General features: G+C 64.7%; 19 protein-coding genes. 10 read left to right on the top strand and 9 right to left on the bottom strand.

Going from position 1 to position 22,810, the window contains the following annotated elements:
* Nucleotides 1-7: 7 nt before the first annotated feature.
* The 4 genes from H8F01_RS14540 to H8F01_RS14525 all read right to left on the bottom strand — a co-directional run bounded on the left by H8F01_RS14540 (nt 8) and on the right by H8F01_RS14525 (nt 3,462).
* On the bottom strand, nt 8-2,038 hold the full coding sequence (locus tag H8F01_RS14540) for a methyl-accepting chemotaxis protein (protein WP_187055804.1): 2,031 nt from the start codon (nt 2,036-2,038) through the stop codon (nt 8-10).
* A 117-nt stretch (nt 2,039-2,155) separates the two neighbouring features.
* Nucleotides 2,156-2,695, bottom strand: coding sequence for a chemotaxis protein CheW (locus H8F01_RS14535; protein WP_187055803.1), 540 nt, complete (start codon nt 2,693-2,695; stop codon nt 2,156-2,158).
* Nucleotides 2,696-2,702: 7 nt separating this feature from the next.
* Nucleotides 2,703-3,074, bottom strand: a complete 372-nt coding sequence (locus H8F01_RS14530) for a response regulator (RefSeq protein ID WP_187055802.1) — start codon at nt 3,072-3,074, stop codon at nt 2,703-2,705.
* A 31-nt stretch (nt 3,075-3,105) separates the two neighbouring features.
* Nucleotides 3,106-3,462, bottom strand: coding sequence for a response regulator (locus H8F01_RS14525; RefSeq protein ID WP_019464684.1), 357 nt, complete (start codon nt 3,460-3,462; stop codon nt 3,106-3,108).
* 480 nt (nt 3,463-3,942) lie between these two features.
* Here H8F01_RS14525 and gshB point away from each other — a divergent pair, with 480 nt between their 5' ends.
* The 5 genes from gshB to H8F01_RS14500 all read left to right on the top strand — a co-directional run bounded on the left by gshB (nt 3,943) and on the right by H8F01_RS14500 (nt 7,859).
* Nucleotides 3,943-4,920, top strand: a complete 978-nt coding sequence (gene gshB, locus H8F01_RS14520) for a glutathione synthase (protein WP_187055801.1) — start codon at nt 3,943-3,945, stop codon at nt 4,918-4,920.
* The gene (locus tag H8F01_RS14515; protein ID WP_238480995.1) at nt 4,917-5,783 is read left to right on the top strand and encodes an energy transducer TonB; all 867 of its coding nucleotides are present in this window, start codon (nt 4,917-4,919) and stop codon (nt 5,781-5,783) included. The genes gshB and H8F01_RS14515 overlap by 4 nt, the downstream gene beginning before the upstream one ends.
* A gap of 120 nt (nt 5,784-5,903) precedes the next feature.
* On the top strand, nt 5,904-6,479 hold the full coding sequence (locus tag H8F01_RS14510; RefSeq protein ID WP_187055800.1) for a YqgE/AlgH family protein: 576 nt from the start codon (nt 5,904-5,906) through the stop codon (nt 6,477-6,479).
* Nucleotides 6,476-6,907 carry a Holliday junction resolvase RuvX gene (gene ruvX, locus H8F01_RS14505; RefSeq protein WP_187055799.1) on the top strand — a complete coding sequence of 144 codons (432 nt, stop codon included), beginning with the start codon at nt 6,476-6,478 and terminating at the stop codon, nt 6,905-6,907. Before H8F01_RS14510 ends, ruvX begins: the two co-directional genes overlap by 4 nt.
* A gap of 25 nt (nt 6,908-6,932) precedes the next feature.
* The gene (locus H8F01_RS14500; protein ID WP_187055798.1) at nt 6,933-7,859 is read left to right on the top strand and encodes an aspartate carbamoyltransferase catalytic subunit; all 927 of its coding nucleotides are present in this window, start codon (nt 6,933-6,935) and stop codon (nt 7,857-7,859) included.
* Nucleotides 7,860-7,952: 93 nt separating this feature from the next.
* Here H8F01_RS14500 and H8F01_RS14495 read toward each other — a convergent pair whose 3' ends face one another.
* Complete coding sequence (locus H8F01_RS14495; protein WP_187055797.1) at nt 7,953-11,279, bottom strand: S8 family serine peptidase; 3,327 nt, start codon at nt 11,277-11,279, stop codon at nt 7,953-7,955.
* 529 nt (nt 11,280-11,808) lie between these two features.
* Between H8F01_RS14495 and H8F01_RS14490 the strand changes: the two genes are divergently transcribed.
* Together H8F01_RS14490 and H8F01_RS14485 are read left to right on the top strand one after the other, a co-directional pair.
* Nucleotides 11,809-13,569, top strand: a complete 1,761-nt coding sequence (locus tag H8F01_RS14490) for a hypothetical protein (protein ID WP_187055796.1) — start codon at nt 11,809-11,811, stop codon at nt 13,567-13,569.
* Nucleotides 13,570-14,122: 553 nt separating this feature from the next.
* Complete coding sequence (locus H8F01_RS14485) at nt 14,123-14,572, top strand: BON domain-containing protein (protein WP_187055795.1); 450 nt, start codon at nt 14,123-14,125, stop codon at nt 14,570-14,572.
* Nucleotides 14,573-14,651: 79 nt separating this feature from the next.
* Here the strand turns inward: H8F01_RS14485 and H8F01_RS14480 are convergent, their stop codons facing one another.
* Together H8F01_RS14480 and H8F01_RS14475 are read right to left on the bottom strand one after the other, a co-directional pair.
* On the bottom strand, nt 14,652-15,818 hold the full coding sequence (locus H8F01_RS14480; RefSeq protein WP_187055794.1) for a PilT/PilU family type 4a pilus ATPase: 1,167 nt from the start codon (nt 15,816-15,818) through the stop codon (nt 14,652-14,654).
* Between the two features lie 73 nt (nt 15,819-15,891).
* The gene (locus H8F01_RS14475) at nt 15,892-16,932 is read right to left on the bottom strand and encodes a type IV pilus twitching motility protein PilT (RefSeq protein ID WP_187055793.1); all 1,041 of its coding nucleotides are present in this window, start codon (nt 16,930-16,932) and stop codon (nt 15,892-15,894) included.
* 347 nt (nt 16,933-17,279) lie between these two features.
* Here H8F01_RS14475 and proC point away from each other — a divergent pair, with 347 nt between their 5' ends.
* The 3 genes from proC to H8F01_RS14460 all read left to right on the top strand — a co-directional run bounded on the left by proC (nt 17,280) and on the right by H8F01_RS14460 (nt 20,855).
* Nucleotides 17,280-18,104, top strand: a complete 825-nt coding sequence (gene proC / locus H8F01_RS14470; RefSeq protein ID WP_187055792.1) for a pyrroline-5-carboxylate reductase — start codon at nt 17,280-17,282, stop codon at nt 18,102-18,104.
* Nucleotides 18,101-18,676, top strand: coding sequence for a YggT family protein (locus H8F01_RS14465; protein WP_187055791.1), 576 nt, complete (start codon nt 18,101-18,103; stop codon nt 18,674-18,676). The genes proC and H8F01_RS14465 overlap by 4 nt, the downstream gene beginning before the upstream one ends.
* A 106-nt stretch (nt 18,677-18,782) precedes the next feature.
* Nucleotides 18,783-20,855, top strand: a complete 2,073-nt coding sequence (locus tag H8F01_RS14460; protein WP_187055790.1) for a M13 family metallopeptidase — start codon at nt 18,783-18,785, stop codon at nt 20,853-20,855.
* Nucleotides 20,856-20,900: 45 nt separating this feature from the next.
* Here H8F01_RS14460 and H8F01_RS14455 read toward each other — a convergent pair whose 3' ends face one another.
* A complete protein-coding gene (locus tag H8F01_RS14455; RefSeq protein WP_187055789.1) occupies nt 20,901-21,929 on the bottom strand; it encodes a TMEM43 family protein in 1,029 nt (342 codons plus the stop codon).
* A 29-nt stretch (nt 21,930-21,958) separates the two neighbouring features.
* Nucleotides 21,959-22,810 carry an MBL fold metallo-hydrolase gene (locus H8F01_RS14450; protein ID WP_187055788.1) on the bottom strand — a complete coding sequence of 284 codons (852 nt, stop codon included), beginning with the start codon at nt 22,808-22,810 and terminating at the stop codon, nt 21,959-21,961.

The following is a 22,810-nucleotide window of genomic DNA, read 5'->3' as shown; positions in this document are numbered from 1 at the left end:
TAACCACTCAACCCGGCAGCTTGAAGTGAGCCACCGAACGACGCAGGTCACTCGCCAGCTGGGCCAGGTAACCGATGGAGTCGGCCGTCTGGCTCGCGCCCTGCGAGGTCTGCGAGGTGATTTCCTGGATCGCATTCATCGACACCGAAATATCGGTGGCCGCGGTGGACTGCTGGCGCGCCTGGGTCGAGATGTTCTGAATCAGCGCCGACAAGTCGTGCGACACGCGCTCGATGTCACCCAGCGCGCTACCCGCGTCCTCCGCGAGTCGGGCACCGGCCACCACTTCCGCGGTGGTCTGTTCCATCGAGTTCACCGCTTCGTTGGTATCGGACTGAATGGTCTGAACCAGCGTTTCGATTCGCTTCGTCGCGCTCGCGGAACGTTCTGCGAGGCGCTGCACTTCGTCTGCCACCACTGCGAAACCGCGACCCGCTTCACCCGCCGACGCTGCCTGGATGGCGGCGTTCAAGGCGAGGATGTTGGTCTGCTCGGCAATGTCGTTGATCAGTTCCACGATGGAGCCGATCTCCTGCGAGGATTCGCCCAGTCGCTTGATTCGCTTGGACGTTTCCTGGATCTGGTCGCGGATCGAGTCCATGCCCGAAATCGTCTCGCGCACCACTTCGGCGCCGCGCGATGCGATTTTCACCGAGCGTTCGGCCACGTCGGCCGACTCGGCGGAGTCCTTGGACACCGTATCCATCAGGCTCGCGATCTGGTTGATCGCAGTGGTCGCGGTGCTGATGCGCTGCGCCTGGTTCTGGGCCGATTCGGCCAGGTGGCGCGCGGTGGTCTGCGTTTCCTGGGCCGAGGACGACACCTGCTCGGACGTCTCGTTGATCGTCGTCACCAGGGTGCGCAGCTCGTCGATGGCGTAGTTCACCGAGTCGGCGATGGCGCCGGTGATGTCTTCGGTCACCGTGGTCTTGACGGTCAGGTCACCTTCGGCGAGCGAACCCATTTCGTCCAGCAGGCGCATGATGGCCTCCTGGTTACGCTGGTTGAGTTCGGTCGATTCCTGGAAGCGGCGGCGTTGGTCGGCGATCAGCTGCACGATAAGGACGGCCAGGAACGAGGCCGCGCCGATCGCACCGAGCACGCCCCACCACAGGTTCGGGAACAGGCGGCGGGTCGGCAGCTTGCCGATCTGGTCGGCCAGTTCGTTCGCGCGCAGCAGCACGTTCTGCGAGTCGAGCGAGGCCTGGTTGCCCGAGCGCTTCACTTCGCTGAGGTTGCCGGCCGCGCTGACCAGCTTGCCCACCGGGTCCTGCAGGTTGTCCCACTGGGCCTGCATGTCGGTGAGGATCTTGCGTGCGTTGGCGTCGCCCATCGAGCGCACGCCCACTTCGGTATTGCCTTCCAGCAGGCCCTTGAGCACCGAGCCGTACAGCTGGCCGTCGCGGGCCAGGCCGTCGGCGGCCGGCTGCGAGGCGTCACCACCCTGCAGCACTTCCTGCACTCGGCGGATCATACGGTCGGCCAGCAGCATCTGGCGGGCGGAGGTATAGGTCTGCTCCGCACTGCCGCCGCGCTGCTGCAGGATGTTCACCACCTGCTCCATGCTGGAGTTCAGCAGTGGCAGGTCGCGACCCAGGGTGGCGGCGCGCTGGGAGGAGTCCACCACCAGCGTCTTGTTCGAGAGGATCTTGCCGATGTCCGCATCGAGCTGGCCCCAGGCGTTGCTGAGCGCGCTGACCGCGCGGCCCGCCGGGGTGGCGTTGTTGTCGGCGTACGGCTTCATGCCGCTCTTTTCATCGCCCTTGTTCAGGCGCTGAACGGCCGCATCGATGGTGTTGCGGTTGGTTTCGAGCTCCTTGAAGGAGTCGACGTTACCGTCCGCGGCTTCCAGTGCGAGCTTCGCGGTCTGCTGCGACAACACCTGGATCTGGGTGGTAAGACCCGTCGCCTGCGCGTCCTCGCGGCCACGCAACGTGAGCATGGCGAAGTCGACACCCGTGAAACCGAACGCAATGACCAGCGCAATGATGAGGCCTGTATAACCTCGCTCCTTGCCCATGCCCCCTGTAGTGCTCATTTCGTTCACCTCGCCCTTCTACGCTTCGCAACCCCTGGCCGCGAAAGCGTCGGATCATCGCCCTGATTCCGGCCTTGAGCAGCGCCGGTCCTACTTAGTTGTCCAAACGCTTGCGCGTCAGGCCGCGGCCTGACGGAAATCCGGAGCGCGCACCAGCTTGCCCATGCTGAACACCGCCAGCCTCGGCTCGCCTACGCGATCGTCCACAAAACGGGTAAGGCGCGGATCGTTTTCCTCTTCGGCGTGACGGCGCTGTTCCGCATCGACCGTACGCTGTCCGAAGACCTCGTCCACCATCAAAGCCACGCTGCCGCCACCCTGGCGCACCACGAGGAGTCGCGTGCGCTCGGTCGACTGCGTGCGTTCGCCAAACAGGAATCGTGCCAGGTCGATGACCGGCACCAGGTTGCCGCGCACGTTCGCCACGCCCAGCAGCCAGGCCTGGGTGCCCGGCACCTGGGTCAGCGAGGGCACGGCCAGCAGTTCGCTGATCTCGTCGATGCCGCTGACGAACAGGCGGCTGCCGGCACGGAAACCAATGCCACGCCAGAGGCCCGGGGCCTCCAGCGTTTCCGGCGTGCCCGATGCGTGCGCCAGCGAAAGGCGCTCGTAATGGGCAAGGATTTCAAAAGGCAGGAGCGAGGCAGTCTGGCTCATGCTGGCCTCACGCCGCGCTGGGCAGAAGATCGTTGATGCAGGCCAGCAGGTCCTTTTCGTTGACCGGCTTGGTGATGAAGGCACGCGCACCCTGGCGCAGGCCCCACACGCGGTCGGTCTCCATGGACTTGGTGGTGATCATGACGATCGGAATGCCTGACGTAACCGGGTCGCGCGTCAGCGTGCGCGTGGCCTGGAAGCCATTCATGCCCGGCATGATGACGTCCATGATGACCAGATCAGGCTTCCGTTCGCGCACGCGCTCAATGCCGTCTTCCGCGTTGCCGATGGAGTCAACCTGGTAACCCGCGCGTTCGAGCAGCGTGGTGAACACGCGCACGTCCGTCGGCGAGTCGTCGATGATGAGAATATTGGCCACAGGCCCCCCTCAGACCCTGTAGTCGCCGGACTTAAACCGTAACGACATGTCGATGGATTGCACCCAGCAGTTCATCTCGCGTGAACGGCTTGGTCAAGTATTGTTCTGCGCCCACGATGCGCCCGCGTGCCTTGTCGAACAGGCCGTCCTTCGAGCTCAGCATGATCACGGGCGTCCCGCGGAACTGCGGGTTGTTCTTGATCAGCGCGCACGTCTGATAGCCGTCGAGGCGCGGCATCATGATGTCGACGAAGATGATCGCGGGCTTCTGGTCGGAGATCTTGGCGAGCGCCTCGAAACCGTCCACCGCCGTGAGCACGTCGCAACCTTCCTTCTTCAGCAAGGTTTCGGCGGTACGACGGATGGTTTTCGAGTCGTCGATAACCATGACCTTAAGGCCGGCCAAGCCATTTCCACTTATATTCAAGTTCACAACACCCCCCTGCGACCCGCCCCTGGCTCCAGGTAAACCGTGCGACCGCCAACCGATGGGCTGGCAGTCACATCGTGAAAATACAAAAACCGCACGTCAGTGACGTCGTACGGCTATCGTTCAGCCGGCAGGCACTCGTGCGTTGCTGTTTACCGCCTGCCCGACGTGACGTCAAGTTGAAATCTCAGGTATAGCGCTCTACGTCATTGAATCGAACGGTTTGCCGCCACCGGCGGCCGACCGTGGGCGCGGTCGGCAACGTTTCCCTGCGGCGACAATCCGGACGGTCCAACCCCGACAGCAGACTACTTGATCGCTGTACGGATCAACGCAATCTACCACCTCCGGACGACATACACTGCGACGCTGCGATGCGGCCGCCCTCCCGTTCCCGGGCGCCGCATAGTGAACACGCTCTACTACCGGAGAATGACGATGGCCCTCAAGGTCGCCGTACTGATGGACCCGATCGGCTCGATCAAGATCGCCAAGGACACCACCTTCGCCATGTTGCTGGAGGCCCAGCGCCGCGGCCACAGCCTGTTCTACATGGAGCAGGGCGACCTGTCCGCCCGCCGTGGCGAGCCCTGGGCCCGCCTGGCGCCCCTCTCCGTCCGGGACGACCCCTCCGGCTGGTTCGTGCTGGGCGAGCCCCAGTGGACCGACCTGCGCCAGATGGACGTGGTGCTGATGCGCAAGGATCCGCCGGTCGACTCCCAGTTCATCTACGACACCATGGTGGCCGAGCTGGCCGAGCGCGCCGGGGTGACCGTGGTCAACCGCCCCCAGGCCCTGCGCGACTGCAACGAGAAGCTGTTCGCCCTGCACTTCCCGCAGTGCATGGCCCCCACCCTGGTGAGCCGGGACGCCTCCGAGCTGCGCGCCTTCGTGGCGGAACACGGCGAGGTGGTGCTCAAGCCGCTCGATGGCATGGGCGGGCGCGGCATCTTCCGGGTGAAGGCCGGGGACAACAACCTGAACTCGATGCTGGAAACCCTGATCGCGGCCGGCCCCAAGGGCGAGCACAAGCAGTTCACCATGGCCCAGAAGTTCATCCCGGAGATCACCTCCGGCGACAAGCGCATCCTGGTGGTCGACGGCGAGCCGGTGCCTTACGCGCTGGCCCGCATCCCGCAGGGCAGCGATTTCCGCGGCAACCTGGCCGCCGGCGGCCGTGGCGTGGGCGTGCCGCTGAGCGACCGCGACCGCTGGATCGTGTCTCAGGTGGCGCCGGAACTGCGCCGCCGCGGCCTGCTTTTCGTAGGCCTGGACGTGATCGGTGACTACCTCACCGAGATCAACGTCACATCGCCGACGTGTGTCCGCGAACTGGACGCTCAATTCGGGCTTAATATTGCGGGTCAACTGTTCGACGTCATCGAGCAGCAACGAACCGGAACCCGAGCCGCGTGAGCCAACCCGCTGTCCGCACCGGCGCCGACATGTTCGGCGCCACGATGCTTTTCTCGCTGTTGCTGCACGGGGTGGTGATCCTGGGCATTACCTTCACCTACGTGAAGGCCAAGCCCAGCCTGCCCACGCTCGACGTGACCCTGGTGGACGTGGCCAACCGCGAGGCACCGGACAAGGCGGACTTCCTGGCGCAGGCCAACAACAGCGGCGGCGGCGAAAGCGACAAGGCCGCTCGCCCCTCCCAGCTTGTCTCGGGCGACCTGCCCCGCCCCTCCAACGGCGTGGCGCCCAAGCCGGTCGAGGCCAGCGCCCCACGGCCGCAGGAGGCCACTCCGGACAAGCTGCTCACCACCACCGGCAACAGCCACTACAGCGTCAGCACCGACAGCGCGAAGCTGGAGCAGACGCCGCAGGATCTCCCCGATTCGCCGGATGAAGTGAAGCGCAAGCAGGAGATGGCGCAGCTGGCGGCCGAGGTGCGCAACCAGAGCCAGCAGTACGCCAAGCGTCCGAAGAAGAAATTCATTTCGTCCAATACCAAGGAATACGTCTACGCGGCCTATATGCGTGGCTGGGTGGACCGCGTGGAACGCGTAGGCAACCTCAACTATCCCAACGAGGCCCGCCGCCGCGGCCTGCACGGCGACGTGCTGCTCACCGTCACGCTGAACCGCGACGGCTCGGTGAAAGCCATCGAAGTGGTGCAGAGTTCGGGACAGCCGCTGCTGGATGCCGCCGCGCAACGCATCGTGCGCCTTGCCGCGCCCTTCCCCGCACTGCCGGCGGACAAGGAGCGGATCGACGAGCTGAACATCACGCGCACCTGGCAGTTCATGCCCAACGACACGCTGCACAGCAGGTGAGGAGCGAGTGAAGAGGAGTGAGAAGTGAGAGCAGCTGCGCCTTCTCTGTTTCCTCACTTCGCTTAACTCAGCACCCGCTTCTCCCGGGCAGAGCGGCCCCTCAGGGCTTACAATGCCCCCATGGCCAATCCCCATCCCCAACCGTCGTCCCTGGCCGGTCAGTTCCTGATCGCCATGCCCAGTCTGGCCGAGCCGCCGTTTTCGCGCGGCGTGGCCTTCATCTGCCAGCACGATGAAGATGGTGCCGTCGGTTTGCTGGTGAACCAGCTCTCCGAATACCGCCTTGGCGACGTGCTTGCCCAGATGAAGCTGGAATGCAACGACCTGGACCTGGCCGATGCGCCGGTGCTCATCGGTGGCCCCGTCGCGCAGGAGCGCGGCTTCGTGCTTCACCGCGAGCCCGGCCACTGGGAATCGAGTTACCGCATCAACGACGAATGGTCAGTCACGACCTCGCGCGACATCCTCATCGCCATGGCCCATGGCGAAGGCCCGCGCCTGGCGATGATGGCGCTGGGCTACGCCGGCTGGAGCGCCGGTCAGCTCGAGCAGGAGCTGAAGGACAACACCTGGCTCACCGCCGAAGCCAGCGAGCGCGTGGTGTTCCACACGCCGCTCGAGGAGCGCTGGAGCGCCGCCGCCGGACTGGTGGGCGTCGATCCGCTGCAGCTGCCCGGCTACGCAGGGCACGCATGAGCTGTGTGTTCGGTTTCGATGTCGGCAGCCGCCTGATTGGCGTGGCTGTCGGCAACCGTTTCACGGGCAGCGCGCGTGGCCTTGCCGCCATCGCCGTGCGTGACGGCGAACCGGACTGGTCCCGGCTCGACGCGCTGCGCAAGGAATGGCTGCCCGACACGCTCGTGATCGGCCTGCCCCTGACACTGGACGGCGAAGAGCAACCCGCCAGCAAGCGCGCGCGCCGCTTCGCCGAGACGGTGCGCCAGCGCTACGATCTGCCCATTGCACTGACCGACGAGCGCTACAGCTCGCAGGAAGCCGCACAACGCTTCGCCAGCGCACGCGCGGCGGGGCTGAAGAAGAAAAGCGACGCCGCCACCATCGACGCCGAAGCCGCCGCCGTGATTCTGGAACGCTGGCTCGCTTCCGCACCCGCCGGACACTGACACCTCGCACGGATTCCCGCCTGCCATGAGCTCTCGCCTGCGCCACCTCACCACCCTGGAACACCTGCCGCGCGAGACCATCGAGCGCCTGCTCGACCGCGCCGAAACCATGCGCGACGGTTGCGCCCACGGCACGCGCAAGCTGGACCTGCTCAACGGCCGCACCATCCTCAACCTGTTCTTCGAACCGTCCACGCGCACGCGCACGTCGTTCGAACTGGCCGCGCGCCGCCTTGGCGCGGATGTCATCAACTTCGACATCGGGTTCTCGTCCACCAGCAAGGGCGAGGCGCTGTTCGACACGCTGCACACGCTGGAGGCCATGCACCTGGACGCCATCGTGGTGCGCCACAAGGTGTCGGGCACGCCCGAGGAACTGGTGCGCCACGCCATGAGCGGCGTTTCCGTGATCAACGCCGGCGACGGCAACCGCGCGCATCCCACCCAGGGCCTGCTGGACGTGCTGACCATCCGCCAGCACCGTCCCGACTTCAGCAAGCTCATCGTGGTGATCTGCGGCGACGTGAAGCATTCGCGCGTGGCCCGCTCCGACGTGCACGCGTTGAAGGCGATGGGCGTAAAGGAAATCCGCCTCTGCTCGCCGCAGGCACTGATGCCCGATCCCTCGGAATTTCCGGGTTGCGTGCTTACCGACGATTTCGATGCCGCCGTGGAAGGTGCCGACGTGGTGATTACGCTGCGCCTGCAGAAGGAGCGCATGGCGGCCACGGACCTGCCCGACGAAGCGGCCTATTTCGCCCGCTACGGCCTGGACAACACGCGGTTGGCCCGCGCGGCCAAGGGCGCACTGGTCATGCATCCGGGCCCGCTCAACCGCGGCATCGAGATTGCTCCGGAAGTGGCCGACGGCCCGCAGTCGCGCATCCTGGAACAGGTTGGCAACGGCGTGTTCGTGCGCATGGCGGTGCTGGCGGAAGTGCTGGGCCGCTAAGGCTGCAACCCAACACCAAAGAGTCATGCAGGTTGACCTGAGGCCGGCTGACGCCGGCCTCAGGTGTCGTTTCACCCAAGGGTGCAGACCGGGTCAGAACTGCAGCGTCCAGCGCGCATTCGCACCGTAGTCCTGGGCGGAACCGCCGTACTGTCCGCTGCCGCCAAGCTCCAGCTGCTGATGTGGCGTGAGCTGAAACATCACGCCCAGTTCCGCAACCATCGCGTTTCTGGCAATGGGTGCTCCCGACACGCCAAAGATGTCCCCGCCATTCCAGGCCATATAGGCGCGCTTGCTGAGATCGCCTGATGCGTAGCGGTAACCAAGACCCGCACGCAGGTGCATCCAGTCCCGCTGGGCGGGCATCGTTCCCAGGTCATAGCGCATGCCCAGCGTGGCGAAGTTGCTCCATGCAGCCCCCACGTTTCCATGCAACGCTGCCGGGCCACCAGACTCCTGGATACCGTCCGTGCTCACACCGACACGGGCATATTGCAGGTAAGGCTCCAGCGACCATTGATTGCCCCGAAAGGCATAGGCGCCCTCGACAAAACCCTGGCGAGTGGATGCGTGGTAACGCGCGGAAAGTCGATCGCTGAACCCTGGAGAGCTCACGCCCCGCTCGCTTTCGATGCGGTTATGCGCATAGCCGAGGCCGGCGCGCAGGCTCCATGAACCCCACCCCTTGCCCATGTACGCACTCAGGGAGCGATTCCGCATAGTGGCCTTCGCATCGCGCTCGTTACCCTGATTGGTGCGCGCATGCCCCACGCCGCCCACGATACCCAGCAACCAGTCCTGCTCGAAGGCGTGATCAAAGCCCACCAGCCAGCCATCACCACTGGTTTGCGCGAGCGCTGCATTCGCGTTGCCTCGCAACAAGCTGTTGCCGCTCGACGCCTGCACCCAGAAGCCCGTCGTGGCATGGGCGTCCAGCGGCACCAGCGCATCCTTTGCACGATTCAGCGCCGCGTCGCGCACCCAACGACTGTTCTCGATCAGCACCATCGGCAGACTGGCATAGAGATCCCCGCTCAACGCATCGAGTGCCTCCGGCACCTGCTCCGGAAGCAGTTGCGTCAACGGACGGGGCAAGCCCTGCCAGAACGGCAAGGCATCAGCGCTTGCTGCCACAGCACGCTGGTTGGGCGTCGCGGCCGCCGTGATCAACCCCGCGGCGCGCGCCACTGCGATATCCACACCCGACGCGCGGTAGTCCGCGACAAATTTCAGGAACGTGGAAAGCTCGCCACCCTCGACGCTCGCGAACTGCCCCTGCACGCCGCTCTTCGCTTCGATGATGTTGAACCGGTCACCCAGCAGATAGCGTCCCTGCGCGTAAGCCACCTGCAGCCCGCCATCCAGCGCCGCCGTACCGGTGACGGACAGCCGGTTGCTGATACCGCCGGGTGCAAGCAAGGCGATGAACGTGGCGCTGCCGGTCTGCGCGTAATCACCGTTCACGGTCAATGTTCCGCCCGGGTTGCCTGGCGCAAACGTGCCTTCCACGCGCGTGTCGGAGAGATAGCCGGTACCGTTCAAGAAGCCACCGGCACCTACCAACGTCGAGCCACCCAGCTGGGTGCCGTTGAATGACATGGCGCCACCCTGGACATTGACGGTGGTGTTGTCCAACGCGCCCGTCGCACTGACCACGCCCAGGCCATCGTTGATCTGCCATTGCATGTCATGAAGGCTGCCGTTGAGCAGCAGTTCGCCGCCATCGACATCCAACGCGCCCGCCAACTGGTTTGCGCCATTGAGTTCCAGGATGCCATCGGCGACGGTTGCCCCACCGAAGGTGTTGTCGCCGCTCAGCCGCAACCAGCCGATGCCGGCCTTGGTCAGCCGGCCTGGGCCGGCGATGTCGTTGGACCAGTCGTCCCAGGCATCGCCCTGCCATACCTTGGCGCCACCGGCAGGCTGATTCATGGTGACCACGGTGTCATCGAGGAACTGACCGGGGCCATCGATGGCCTTGGCCAGGTTGATCAGGCCCCAGCCATAAATGTCGGCAGGCCCAAGTGGCGTGGCGGTGGTCAGCAGGACATCGCGTACCTGTGGCGCCGTCAGATAGGGGTAGCGTTCGAACAGCAGAGCCAGGGCACCCGTGACGTGAGGGGCCGCCATGGATGTTCCGGTTTCGTTCGCATAACCAGCAACGCCCGTATGGTCCGGCAATGTGTAGCTGTAGGGATCGGCCGCCGTGCCGCTGCCTTCAACTTCTGGAGCGGGCGATTCTTTGGCGTTGGTGTCCACCGTGGAATAGATCTCCGCACCCGGCGCCGATACACACCAGCGCTGGGTGTAGGCACAGATGCTGGACGAGGGATCGATGCTGTACGAACCGCTCCCGTCCTGCCGCACATTGACCACGCTCAGCCAATAGGGCTCTGCATCCGGACGGAAGGCCGGAAGTCCCGCGTAAATGTCGGCAATGGCCCCCGAATCGTTGCCCGCTGCGAAGATCGTGAGAATGCCGTGCTTAATCGAGCCATCCGCATAGGCGTCCAAGAACGCCTGGTTTGCAAGATAGATCTTGCGCATGTCATCCAGCGTATCCGTCTTTTTGGTGGGTACACCAAATGAGTGATTGGTAACGCGGACATGCTGCTGGCTCAGCTGGTTGTAGTAGTCGATGATGTCCTGGCGATCGGGCTCGGGGCTCGCCCCTTTCAGCTTTACGACTGCCTCACCTTCCGCATCCACGGACAACTCTTCATATTTATCGGCCAAGGCCGTGCCGATGACGAGCCTGGATGCAAACGCCACACCCTGCATCCCCTGGCCGTTGCGATTGGCCGCCACGGTGCCGGCCACATGCGTCCCGTGGGTGTCGTACGTCAGCGTTGAGGTGGAGGCATCGCCCCCTGCTTCTACCGTGACCTTGGTCAACAGTTGATCGCCAATGGAATAGAAGCAACCGCCCAATACAACACGCGGATACGTCGCGCAGGATGGGTTGCCGAGTGTCAATACGGACACCTTGCCGTCGCCGGCAAACTCAGGGTGTCCGGCGAACGTTCCCGAATCGAAGACACCAACGACCACGCCCGCACCCGTCAAACCGCGCGCATAGGCATGGTCCGCACCGATGGCCGACAAGCCCCAATCCGCCAGAAATTCCGGGCTGCGCCAACTGGCGGGATCGCCGACCTGGCCCATGATCGACGTCGGCGCGCCGGTCGATGCCGATAACGAAAGATCAGGTGAAGTGAATCCGGATGGCGCCGCAATGACACCACGCGCCACAGCAAGACTGCTGACGATGGCAACGGACAGCAACGAGCGCAGCAGACGATCGCGGGTGCAGGCATGCACGCCGCGAGACGATTTATTTTTGGTCATGAGGTAAGGCTCAGCTTGTAATGGGCGATCAACGTGGAGGTGCCAAAGAGGTGCCTGGCGGTGATGTGTCATCCGGCCAGCCGCTGCCCTGAAGAACGAACATCAAGTCCATGGCGCGCGACTGCCCGTGTCATCCAGGCAAGGCGGATCGGTCGGACAGCGCCCTTTCGCGGCGTTCGTTGGCGATGGGACTTTGAGTCAGCGCGACTTCGAAAGAAATCGCGCCGGCCTGCGTTTAGATGAAGGCGTAAGTCGTCTTTCTCTGACGTACAAAACTCACAGGCCCGATAGCGCGCATGACCAGCCCGGGCCCGACCTGCCGGGATGACAAGAGGTCATGCCGTGGGCCCGGCTGCGAAACATCCCCACAAGACGCCCCTTCGCGTCTCGACTTTTCCCGGACAAGAGGTACCCGGGCTGGCATCACGTGCCCTCCCCCAGGCATTCGGCCGGCGGGCTGGGCATCGCGCCAAAACGCTGCCGCCCGGCCCTGTCCTTCCGCGTGGCGCGGTGGCAGCCCGCCATCGCAGGGTTTTCCGCGGGATGTCACAAACACAGGCATAATGCGCAGCGCAACATCACCACACTCAAGGGATTAGACATGCGATCGACGACGCGCATAGCCGCGCTGGGCTTCGCCGGCGTGCTGCTGGCTGCATGCCACCACAAGGACAAGGATGCCCCCCTGGCCTTCGTACCGGCGGACACGCCGTACGTGGTGGCCAACCTGGACGTGCTGGGCGACGACACGCGCAAGGCGCTGCTGGTGCAGGCTGACGCCCAGCTGCCGTCGGAGCTGACCCAGCTGCGCTCGACCGCCGATGACATGGCCGAGAAAGATCCCGACCTGTCGCGCCTGCTCAAGGCGATCATCGCCGAGCTCGACGGCAAGACCATCGAACAGTTCGCCCAGAACGCCGGCCTCAATATCAGGGGTCGCTCGGCCTTTTACGGCCTGGGCCTGTCGCCGGTAGCCCGCTTCGAGCTGACCGACCCGCAGGCTTTCAACGCCTTCATCGGCCGCCTGGAAGCCGCATACGGCAAACCGTTCGAAACGGCGACTCTCGGCGGCCAGAGCTACCGCAAGCATGTCGCTGCCGACAGCGGCGTGCAGATCGTGATGGCCGAAGTGGGCAAGCAGGCGGTGGCCGCCATGCTGCCCGCCGACGCCTCGGAAGCCACCCTGCGCCTGGCCTTCGGCCTCGATCGTCCGGAAAAGAACCTGCAGGACGACGGCCGCCTGGACAAACTGGCCAAGGCCAAGGATTACCAGCCGTGGGCCATCGGACAGGTCGACCTGACCCGCCTGCTGCCGCTGGCTGCCAGTGGCAAGGACCCGCTGTTCAACGCCCTGATCAAGGCCCGCGCCCAGGCCGAATCGGCCAAGACCGGCGAACCGGTGGCCAACCAGCAGCAAGTGTCGCCGGCCTGCGAAGCCGACGCCGTGCGCATCGCCTCGCGCGTGCCCGCGGTGAGCTTCGGTTACACCAAGCTCGACGAGAAGCATCAGGACATCCGTTGGGATGTGGCGCTGGCTGACGACATCACCAAGACTTTCAGCGGCATGAAGGTGGAGCTGCCCGGCCTCGGCGCCGCCGGCACCGCGCCGTTCGATATCACCTTCGCCCTGCCGGTCGCCCAGCTGCGTCCGTTCCTGAGCGCGCAGGCCGATGCCGTGGCCGCCAAGCCGTTCGCCTGCCCCTCGCTGGCCGAGCTCAACGAAGGCTTCGCCAAGATCGGCCTGCTGTCGCAGCAGGCCGCAGTGCCGCCGGTGGGTGACCTGCTGGGCCTGCGCGTGGCGCTGGACAGCTTCGACCCCGGCAGCAGCGACAGCATGCCGAAGTTCAGCGGTCGCATCCTGATCGGTACCTCCAACCCCGCCGGCCTGCTCGCCATGGCGCAGATGGCCGCTTCGGGCCTGCAGCAGCTCAAGCTCACGCAGGATGGCAAGCCTGTGCCGCTGCCGCCCGAGCTCACCGCGCCGCTCGGCGCACCCGTGTGGGCCGCCATGGGTCCGAAGTCGCTGGCGCTGGCCGTGGGCCAGGGCGAGGACGTGAAACTGGGCGAACTGCTCAATGCCGCCGGCGGCGACGCCGGTCGCTTCGGTCGCCTCAGCCTGAGCGGCGAGATGTACCAGGCATGGGTCAAGGCCATGGCACAGAAGGCCGAGCACATCGCCGAGCTCACCACCGGCCAGTCCGACGATGCGGAAGCCCAGGCCAGCGCCAAGCTCACCGCCGAGCGCTCGAAGGCGCAGTTCGAGTCGATGGAGGCCCAGGCGGCACGCATCAAGTCGCTCAATGGCGACATGCGCATGGCGAAGGACGGCCTGGTGATCACCAGCCAGACCGAGCTGAAGTAATCCTTCATCGCCGAAGGAACGAAAAGGGGCGCCAATGGCGCCCCTTTTTTGTGCTGCGTGACCGGCAACTCAGTGGGATACGGCGGCAACGGCGGGCGCTCCGACAAGACCCGGATCTCACGATCGACCACGACACGAAATCAGGTCGGCACAAAAACGCCTTGCCAACCAAACGTCCTATAGCCGTCCATTCCAAAAGACGCGCGATAACGGGTCGCCACGCACGGCATTCTGATCGCGCACCCGCATCGACATCGTCCACGACCACCACAGTCATGGAACGAAGGCTCACGCCTCCCCGCCGCTCATGGCGATGCACATCACGGCTGCCACCACCTTGGCGATCAAAACATTCTGCCAACATCATTGCGACGCGACGTTGGCAAGCGTAATGACGCGCTGAACAGAATATCGGCCAGCCATCTTCAATTCATGCCGGGGCTGTTGGTATGGCCCCGCGAACGCCATCACTTGCTGCGCTCGCCTGTCCCCTGGACAGCGCCCCACTACATGCTCACCAACTACATGCTCACCAACTACAGGAGATGTCCCCATGCGTACGAACAACCTTCTTCGCAAGGCGTTGATCGCCGCTGGGCTGGTGACTGCCCTCTCGGCCCTGCCATTCGCCCAGGTCGCCGCCCAGAGTGCACCCGCACAACAACAGGCTCAGGATGCAGCAGCGCAACGCCAGGCCCAGGACGCCGCCATGCAGCAGCAGCAACAGGCGCAGGATTCCGCCATGCATGACAAGAGCAACCGGACCGTTGCGGGCAAGACCGACGACACGTGGATCACCACCAAGGTGAAGTCAGAGCTTGCCACCACCAACGGCATCAAGAGCAATGACATTACCGTGTCGACCACGGACGGCGTGGTCAGCCTGACGGGCACCGCCGGCAGCACCAAGGAAAAGACCAAGGTCGAACAGATCGCCAAGAAAGTGAAAGGCGTGAAAAGCGTCGACGCCAGCGGCCTGACGGTCAGCGATACCGCGAAGTAAGCCCTGCATCGCAGGGAGCCGCTGAAACGAAGAAGGAGCCCAAGGGCTCCTTCTTTTTTTCCATTACCGTGTTGCCAGCTCAGCGGTGCAGCATGCCGCCGCCGAAGGTATTGGAGTCCTTCGTTTCCTCCAGCTCCACGCCATCCAGGCCCTGCGAGAGCGTATGCGCATCACCGCCCTGGGCGAGCTTGATGCGCAAGCGCACTTCGTTGGAGCTGTCGGCGTGACGCAGGGCATCCTCGTAGGAGATCTCGCCCGCGTGGTAGAGCTCGACCAGGCTCTGGTCGAAGGTCTTCATGCCGAGGTTGGTGGATTCCTTCATCACTTCCTTGAGCTTGTGGATCTCGCCCTGGCGAATGTAGTCCTGCACCAGCGGCGTGCCCAGCAGCACTTCCACCGCCACGCGACGCGCCTTGCCATCGGGCGTGGGGATCAGCTGCTGCGCCACCACGCCCTTCAGGTTCAGCGACAGGTCCATGAACAGCTGCGAGCGGCGATCTTCCGGGAAGAAGTGCAGGATGCGGTCCATTGCCTGGTTGGCGTTGTTGGCGTGCAGCGTGCACAGGCACAGGTGGCCCGTTTCGGAGAAGTTGATCGCGTGTTCCATCGTTTCACGCGTACGCACTTCGCCGATCATGATGACGTCGGGTGCCTGACGCAGCGTGTTCTTCAGCGCGTTTTCCCAGCTATCGGTATCGATGCCCAGCTCGCGCTGCGTGATGATGCAGCCCTCGTGCTTGTGCACGTATTCGATGGGGTCTTCGATGGTGATGATGTGGCCGGTGGAGTTGGCGTTGCGGTAACCGATCATCGAGGCCAGCGAGGTGGACTTACCCGTGCCGGTACCGCCGACGAAGATGATGATGCCGCGCTTGGTCATCGCCAATTGCTTGATGACCGGCGGCAGGCTCAGCTCTTCAATGGTCGGGATCTTCGACTCGATCCGGCGCAGCACCATGCCGACGCAGTTGCGCTGGTAGAAGCACGACACGCGGAAGCGGCCCACGCCCTGCGCCGAGATGGCGAACTGGCACTCGTGGGTCTTTTCGAACTCCTCGCGCTGCGAGGGCGTCATGACGTTGAGCACCATGTCGCGCGATTGCTGCACCGACAGCGGGCTCTGCGTGATCGGCACAACGCGGCCCTGCACCTTCATCGACGGCGGCACGCCTGCCGTGATGAAAAGGTCGGACGCCTTCTTGTGCACCATCAACTTGAGGAAGGAGGTGAAATCGAAGTCGCTCATAAGTCCCTCCCGGAGGGAAACGGAGTGTCAGGCCGAGGCAGACAGGGCGGCGATTGCGCCGCTCCCGTGCAGCTTAACCCTTGAAGATATCCTTGTTGCGCGCGTAGCCCATCGCCTGCTGGCGCGTCACCAGGCCACGCTTCACCAGGTCCTGCAGGTTCTGGTCGAGCGTCTGCATGCCGTACTGCTGGCCGGTCTGGATGGACGAGTACATCTGCGCCACCTTGTCCTCGCGGATCAGGTTGCGGATGGCCGGAATGCCCACCATGATCTCGTGCGCCGCAATACGGCCGCCGCCCACCTTTTTCAGCAGCGACTGCGAAATCACGGCACGCAGCGATTCGGACAGCATCGAGCGCACCATCGGCTTTTCGCCGGAGGGGAACACGTCGATGATGCGGTCAATGGTCTTGGCGGCCGAGCTGGTATGCAGCGTGCCGAACACCAGGTGGCCGGTTTCCGCGGCGGTCAGCGCCAGGCGGATGGTCTCCAGGTCGCGCAACTCGCCCACCAGCACGTAGTCCGGATCTTCGCGAAGCGCTGAACGCAGTGCTTCGTTGAAGCCGTGCGTATCGCGATGCACTTCACGCTGGTTGATCAGGCACTTCTGCGAGGTGTGCACGAATTCGATCGGATCCTCGATGGTGAGGATATGGCCGTATTCGTTCTTGTTGATGTGGTCCACCATCGCCGCCAGCGTGGTCGACTTGCCCGAACCGGTCGGCCCGGTCACCAGGATCAGTCCCTGCGGCTGCTCGATCAGCTCGCGGAAGATCGGCGGCGCGGCGAGATCCTCCAGCGTGAGCACTTCGGAGGGAATGGTACGGAACACCGCGCCCGCGCCACGGTTCTGGTTGAACGAATTGACGCGGAAGCGCGCGAGGCCGGGAATCTCGAACGAGAAGTCCACCTCGAGGAATTCCTCGTAGTCGCGGCGCTGCTTGTCCGACATGATGTCGTAGATCAGCGAGTGGACCTGCTTGTGGTCCAGCGCAGGAATGTTGATGCGGCGCACGTCGCCGTCAACGCGGATCATCGGCGGCAGGCCGGCGGACAAATGCAAGTCCGAAGCCTTGTTCTTCACCGAGAAGGCGAGCAGTTCGGCGATATCCATCTGGTTTCCCCTTGAACCCGATCATCTGGTCGATGCATGCCCGGGGATCGGGGTGTTCCTCTGGACGCGACAACGCGGCGCACGGGCGCCAAGCCGTCCGACCGGTCCGTTCCCCGTTCCCAAAGCAGCGGGCCGATACTACTCGCGGCGCGGGCCGGGCCACCAGTCTTTCCTTTGGCCGTAAGCCGCAAACTGCGGACCAGGTTGGAAGAATGCCCGCCTGACACGGCGCTGTCCGGCACTTTAGCCACGGGACGCGTGCGCCCGGGTCCGGTAAGGTAGGCCGGCATCGGCGTGGCCCACGGCAAGGCCAGCGGCGCTTCTGAACTACCAGGACAGGCTCTTTCATGACACGTATCGCTTTCATCGGTGGCGGCAACATGGCGCGCAGCCTGATCGGAGGGCTGCTGAAGACCGGCGTGGCCGCCTCCTCGATCACCGTGGCCGAGCCCCGGGCCGAGGCCCGCCAGGAACTGGGGCGCGACTTCGGCATCGCCTGCTACGGCGAAAACCGGCTGGCCGCTGCCGAGGCCGACGTGCTGGTACTGGCGGTGAAGCCGCAGATCATGCCGGCCATCCATGCCGAACTGCGTGACACGCTGGCCCGCCAGCGCCCCATGTTGATCTCCATCGCGGCCGGCGTGCGCATCGACCAGCTGGAACGCTGGTTTGGCCACGCGCTGGCCATCGTGCGCTGCATGCCCAACACCCCCGCCCTGATCGGCGCCGGTGCCACCGGCCTGTTCGCCAACCGCCGGGTGAGCCCGGAACAGCGCGCCCTGGCCCAACACATCATGGATGCCGTGGGCATCACCCGCTGGGTCGACGACGAGGCACTGATCGACACCGTCACCGGCGTCTCCGGCTCCGGCCCGGCCTACTTCTTTGCCATGGTGGAGGCACTGGAAGACGCCGCCTTCGCCCAGGGCATGTCGCGCGAAACGGCCCGCGCCCTGGCCGCCCAGACCTGCCTGGGCGCCGGCCGCATGCTGATGGAGACCGGCGAAGACCCGGGCGTGCTGCGCCAGCGGGTGACATCGCCCAACGGCACCACGCAGGCCGCACTGGAAAGTTTTTCCGCCGACCACTTCGCCCAGGTCATCGCCCGCGCCGTGGCTGCCGCCACGCGACGCGGCGGCGAACTGGCCGCTGCCCTGGACGATGCCAAGTGAGTTACTTAGTCAACGCCCTTTCGTTCCTGGTTGAACTGGCTTTCGGCGCGGCCGCCACGCTGTTCGTGCTGCGCCTGCTTGCCGAAGCCAGCCGCGCGGATTTCCACAACCCGCTCAGCCAGTTCATCTACCGCAGCACCAACCCGGTGCTGGCGCCGCTGCGCCGCCTGCTGCCCAACTGGCGACGCATCAACATCGCCGCCCTGCTGCTGGTGTGGCTGTTGATGCTGGTCAAGCGCATCGTGCTGTTCGCCCTGCTCGGCCTGTTCCCGCATGTGCTCGGGCTGCTGGTGCTGTCCGTCGCCGATACGCTGGATTTCATCGCCATGTTCTACGTGGTGCTGATCTTCATCTGGTCGCTGATGAGCCTTTTCCAGGTGGAGACCTACCACCCGGTCTACCGGCTTGCCGGCAGCCTGGTGGAGCCACTGATGCGCCCGCTGCGCGGCAAGCTCACCGCCGGCGGCCTGGATTTCGCGCCATGGGCGGTGATGATCGTGCTGATCCTTGCCCGCCTGCTGCTGGTGTCGCCGCTGACCGACCTGGGCGCGCGACTGGCCATGGGCCTCTGAACCCCTTCCATGCGCAGGGGGCGCATGCACCGGGCCGCTGCGGCCCGGTTGCGCTTCGTGCGTATCACGCCAACGATTCCATCCTCCCGTCAGGAGTATCAACCGCATGAAAGCGACTTCGCCCCTTCTGCGCCGGCGCCTGCTCGCGCTGGCCCTTGCCGCGGCATCCGTCGGCAGTGTGTATGCCGCGACGCCGGCCGATGCACCCGCCAAGGCAAAGCCCGACGTGGTGGCCGATCACATCGATACCTCGGTGAACCCCGGCGATGACTTCTTCGCGTTCGCCAATGGCGGCTGGCTGAAGAACAACCCCATTCCCGCCGAGGAATCGCAGTGGGGCATCGGCCAGGTCGTGCAGAACGAGCTCTACGCCAAGCTGCGCAAGATCAGCGAGGATGCCGCCGCCGACAAGGGCGCCAAGCCCGGCAGCGACGAGCAGAAGGTCGGCGATTTCTGGACGGTGGCGATGGACCAACCCCTGGCCGATCGCCTGGGGGCCACGCCGCTGAAGGACGAGCTGGCCCGCATCGATGCCGTGCACGACGTGAACTCCGCGCTGGACGAAGCCTTCGCGTTGCATCAGATCGGCGTCGGCCCGTTCTTCGACGTCGGCATAACGCAGGATGAAAAGCAGAGCGACGTGATGGCCGTGCACCTGTGGCAGGGCGGCCTGGGCCTGCCGGAACGCGACTACTACTTCAACCCGGAGAAGGGCGTAGCCAAGGTCCGCGCCGCCTATGTCGTGCATCTCCAGCGCGTGTTCCACCTGCTGGGCAAATCCGATGCCGAGGCCGCCACCAGCGCCAAGCAGGTGATGGCGCTGGAAACCGCCTTGGCCAAGGCGTCGCGTCCACTCGCCGAACTGCGCGATCCGGAAAAGAACTATCACAAGATGGCGCCGACGGAGCTCACCGCCGGCTATACCCCCTCCATCGCCTGGAACACCCGCCTCGCCGGCTGGAAGCTGCCCGCCAGCACGGTCATCGTGGGCCAGCCGGAGTTCTACAAGAGCCTGCAGGCGGAGCTGGCCAAGACGCCGGTGGCCGTGCTGCGCGACTACATGCGCGCCCAGCTGGTGGATACCTATGCGAGCTACCTGAGCCAGGACTTCGACAACGAACACTTCGACTTCTACGGCCGCACGCTCAACGGGCAGGCGGAGCAGAAGCCGCGCTGGAAGCGCGCGCTGCGCGCGGAGAACCAGGCGCTGGGCATGATCCTGGGTCGCATCTATGTGAAGGATTATTTCTCCGAGGCCGCCAAGCAGCGCTACAACACCATGGTGGAAGCGGTGCGTACCGCCTACGGCGCGCGCATCGACAAACTGGACTGGATGAGTCCGGCCACCAAGGCCAAGGCGCATGAAAAGCTGGCAGCGATCACCAAGAAAGTCGGCTATCCGGACAAGTGGAAGGACTATTCCGCGCTGACCATCGGGCGCGCGTCGTACGCACAGAACATGATGAGCGCGATGCACTGGGAGTTCGACGACGCGGTGTCCAAGTTCGGCAAGCCGGTGGACCGCAACGAATGGGAAATGACGCCGCAGACGTACAACGCCTACTACAACCCGTCGAACAACGAGATCGTGCTTCCTGCGGCGCAGTTCATGATCCCCGGCTTCGCCGACAACCAGATCGATGATGCCGTGGTGTACGGCTACGTGGCCGCCTCCACCATCGGGCACGAGATCACCCACGGCTTCGACGACGAGGGCCGCCAGTACGACGCCAAGGGCAATCTGAAGGACTGGTGGAGCAAGGACGACGCCACGCGCTTCAAGCAGCGCGCTGACGTCATGGTGAAGCAGTTCAACGCCTATGAACCGCTGCCCGGCCTGCACATCAATGGCCAGGCCAGCCTGGGCGAAAACATCGCCGACTTCGGCGGCATCATGATTGGCCTGGATGCCTTCAAGCAGACCGCGCAGTACCAGAAGGGCGAGAAGATTGCAGGCTATACGCCGCTGCAGCGTTTCTTCCTCGGCTACGCGCTGGGATGGCTGTCGCAGGAGCGCGAAGAGAAGCTGCGCACTGGCCTGCTGGCGGACGTGCACGCACCCGCCAAGTGGCGCGTCAACGGCCCGCTGTCCAACGTGCCGGATTTCTACGAGGCCTTCGGGGTGAAGCAGGGCCAGCCGATGTGGCGTCCGGAAAACCAGCGCGTGAAGATCTGGTAATCCGCTTCCCGGCCCCTCTTCCTTTCGGGGGAGAGGGCGCCGTCATCAGGACAGTGCCGGCTCCGCGGTGACGCGCAGCCGCCACACGGCGAGGGCCATGCCCGCCAGTGCCGCTCCGAACCAGAGTCCGCCCATCACGATATCCGTGCCCAGCCACATCACGCAGGCCATCGCCGATACCAGCAGGGTGCCGCTACCCACGGCGAGCAGGAAGTCATGATGCGTGCGCGGACGCTCGGGCAGCAACAACCATGCGCCAAAGACGGCAATGAAGATGGCAGCAAGGCGACGCAGCCAGGCGAGTGAGGGCGGCGCCGGCACGTCAGGCACCACGTCCACCAGCGAGCGTTCACCGCTCTGCACGTCAAAGCCCTTGCCGTCGATGGCACTCGCCGCCGGCACCAGCTGATCGCCACTGACCTGGGCCAACACCGTAACCACCTGCGAGGGCACCACCTCCCAGCTCACGCGCAGATCACCAAGAATCGGGCGGTCCGCGTGCACGCTGGTGGTGAAGTAATTGCCACTGAGCGAGAAGGCTGCCGCCAGATTGACCGGCAGCGTCTTGCCTTCGGGAGTGATCAGCTCACTGCCCGGCAGCGCATGCAACAGCGGCGGAGACAAGGCATAGCGGCCAACGCGTGCCTCACCGGCATCGAACTGCTTGCCTTCAATGGGGAAGCGCTCCGGGTTCGCATGACCTGACGGCTGCACGAAGCGACGCGAATCCACCGGACGATCCACCCAATCCTGCTCGTAATGCACGTCGCTACCCACGCGGATTTCCCGCCACTGGAACATCTCGACGTGACGAATCAGCACAGGCGCGTTCGCACGCTGGCCGAACTCGGGATCATAGGGTTGCTCCACCACACGGACCGGCCCGGAGACACGCACGAGGTTGCCGCGCTCCATGCGATCCGATGGGGCACCGCTACCCACATCCACAATCGGGCCGCCATGGCGATCGGACGCATGACGGTTCTCGAGCACCCCCTGCTCGGTCAGCATCGCCAGTGCCGCGCCCACCACCAGCAGAATCACACCCAGTACGCGTCGCAACCACGGCTGCATGTTTATCCCTCTCCCCTGTTGGCGACCGCTCAGGCCGCCAGTCCGTGCATCTCTTGTTTTTCGTCAGCGGTGCCATAACGACCGCGCTCGTCGCGCACCACGCGCGCGACCGCGCAATCGTGATCATGCGTGAAGAACAGACGTACGCCACGGGCCAGCTTGTCGTCCAGGAAGACCTGCTTCTCTTCGATCAACTTTTCCGGATAACGGTCATAGCCCATCGTGATGGGCAGGTGCACCCAGAAGCGACCGGGAATGAGATCGGCGCAGAACACCACACCGCCCACTTCCGCCAGCATCAGGCCGGGCGTATGGCCGTCCGAATAGCTGAAGCGCACGGCATCACCCAAGGCTTTCGAATGCTCGCCGTCGACCAGCTCCAGCCGCCCGCTCGCCTCGAGCAGCGGCTGCAGCTCGGGCACGAACGAGGCGCGGTCGCGCGGATGCGGCTTGAGCGCCCGGCGCCAGTGTCCGGCACCCACCAGATAAGTGGCCTTGGGGAACAACAGGCTGGGCGGCTGCCCTTCAACCCATGCCGCGAGCAGGCCACCCGCGTGATCGAAGTGCAGGTGCGACAACACCACCGCGTCGATGTCTTCGTGGGTCAGCCCGGCCTGCGCCAGCGAATCGAGCAGCACGTGGCGGTCTTCCACCACGCCATAGCGTTCGCGCAGCGCCGGCTCGAAAAACGCACCGATCCCGGTTTCGAACAGCACGTTCTTGCCGTCCAGACCCTTCACCAGCAGGCAGCGACAGGCCAGAGGAATGCGGTTCTCCGCATCAGGTGTGATCCAGCGTGACCACAGGGCCCTCGGTGCGTTGCCGAACATCGCGCCGCCGTCGAGTTTCTGCGAGTTGCCGATCAGCGACCACATCTCCAT

It is taken from the genome of Dyella telluris (assembly GCF_014297575.1).
Lineage (GTDB): Bacteria > Pseudomonadota > Gammaproteobacteria > Xanthomonadales > Rhodanobacteraceae > Dyella > Dyella telluris.
Note: the sequence above shows the minus strand (reverse complement) of the source record. Positions and strands in the feature narration are given on the sequence as shown.

Bases quoted from the DNA above. Each gene is read 5' to 3' on its own strand.
- H8F01_RS14540 (WP_187055804.1), bottom strand. From the start codon at position 2,038: ATGAGCACTACAGGGGGCATGGGCAAGGAGCGAGGTTATACAGGCCTC.
- H8F01_RS14535 (WP_187055803.1), bottom strand. From the start codon at position 2,695: ATGAGCCAGACTGCCTCGCTCCTGCCTTTTGAAATCCTTGCCCATTAC.
- H8F01_RS14525 (WP_019464684.1), bottom strand. From the start codon at position 3,462: ATGGTTATCGACGACTCGAAAACCATCCGTCGTACCGCCGAAACCTTG.
- gshB (WP_187055801.1), top strand. From the start codon at position 3,943: ATGGCCCTCAAGGTCGCCGTACTGATGGACCCGATCGGCTCGATCAAG.
- H8F01_RS14510 (WP_187055800.1), top strand. From the start codon at position 5,904: ATGGCCAATCCCCATCCCCAACCGTCGTCCCTGGCCGGTCAGTTCCTG.
- ruvX (WP_187055799.1), top strand. From the start codon at position 6,476: ATGAGCTGTGTGTTCGGTTTCGATGTCGGCAGCCGCCTGATTGGCGTG.
- H8F01_RS14500 (WP_187055798.1), top strand. From the start codon at position 6,933: ATGAGCTCTCGCCTGCGCCACCTCACCACCCTGGAACACCTGCCGCGC.
- H8F01_RS14495 (WP_187055797.1), bottom strand. From the start codon at position 11,279: ATGACACATCACCGCCAGGCACCTCTTTGGCACCTCCACGTTGATCGC.
- H8F01_RS14490 (WP_187055796.1), top strand. From the start codon at position 11,809: ATGCGATCGACGACGCGCATAGCCGCGCTGGGCTTCGCCGGCGTGCTG.
- H8F01_RS14485 (WP_187055795.1), top strand. From the start codon at position 14,123: ATGCGTACGAACAACCTTCTTCGCAAGGCGTTGATCGCCGCTGGGCTG.
- H8F01_RS14480 (WP_187055794.1), bottom strand. From the start codon at position 15,818: ATGAGCGACTTCGATTTCACCTCCTTCCTCAAGTTGATGGTGCACAAG.
- H8F01_RS14475 (WP_187055793.1), bottom strand. From the start codon at position 16,932: ATGGATATCGCCGAACTGCTCGCCTTCTCGGTGAAGAACAAGGCTTCG.
- proC (WP_187055792.1), top strand. From the start codon at position 17,280: ATGACACGTATCGCTTTCATCGGTGGCGGCAACATGGCGCGCAGCCTG.
- H8F01_RS14460 (WP_187055790.1), top strand. From the start codon at position 18,783: ATGAAAGCGACTTCGCCCCTTCTGCGCCGGCGCCTGCTCGCGCTGGCC.
- H8F01_RS14455 (WP_187055789.1), bottom strand. From the start codon at position 21,929: ATGCAGCCGTGGTTGCGACGCGTACTGGGTGTGATTCTGCTGGTGGTG.
- H8F01_RS14450 (WP_187055788.1), bottom strand. From the start codon at position 22,810: ATGGAGATGTGGTCGCTGATCGGCAACTCGCAGAAACTCGACGGCGGC.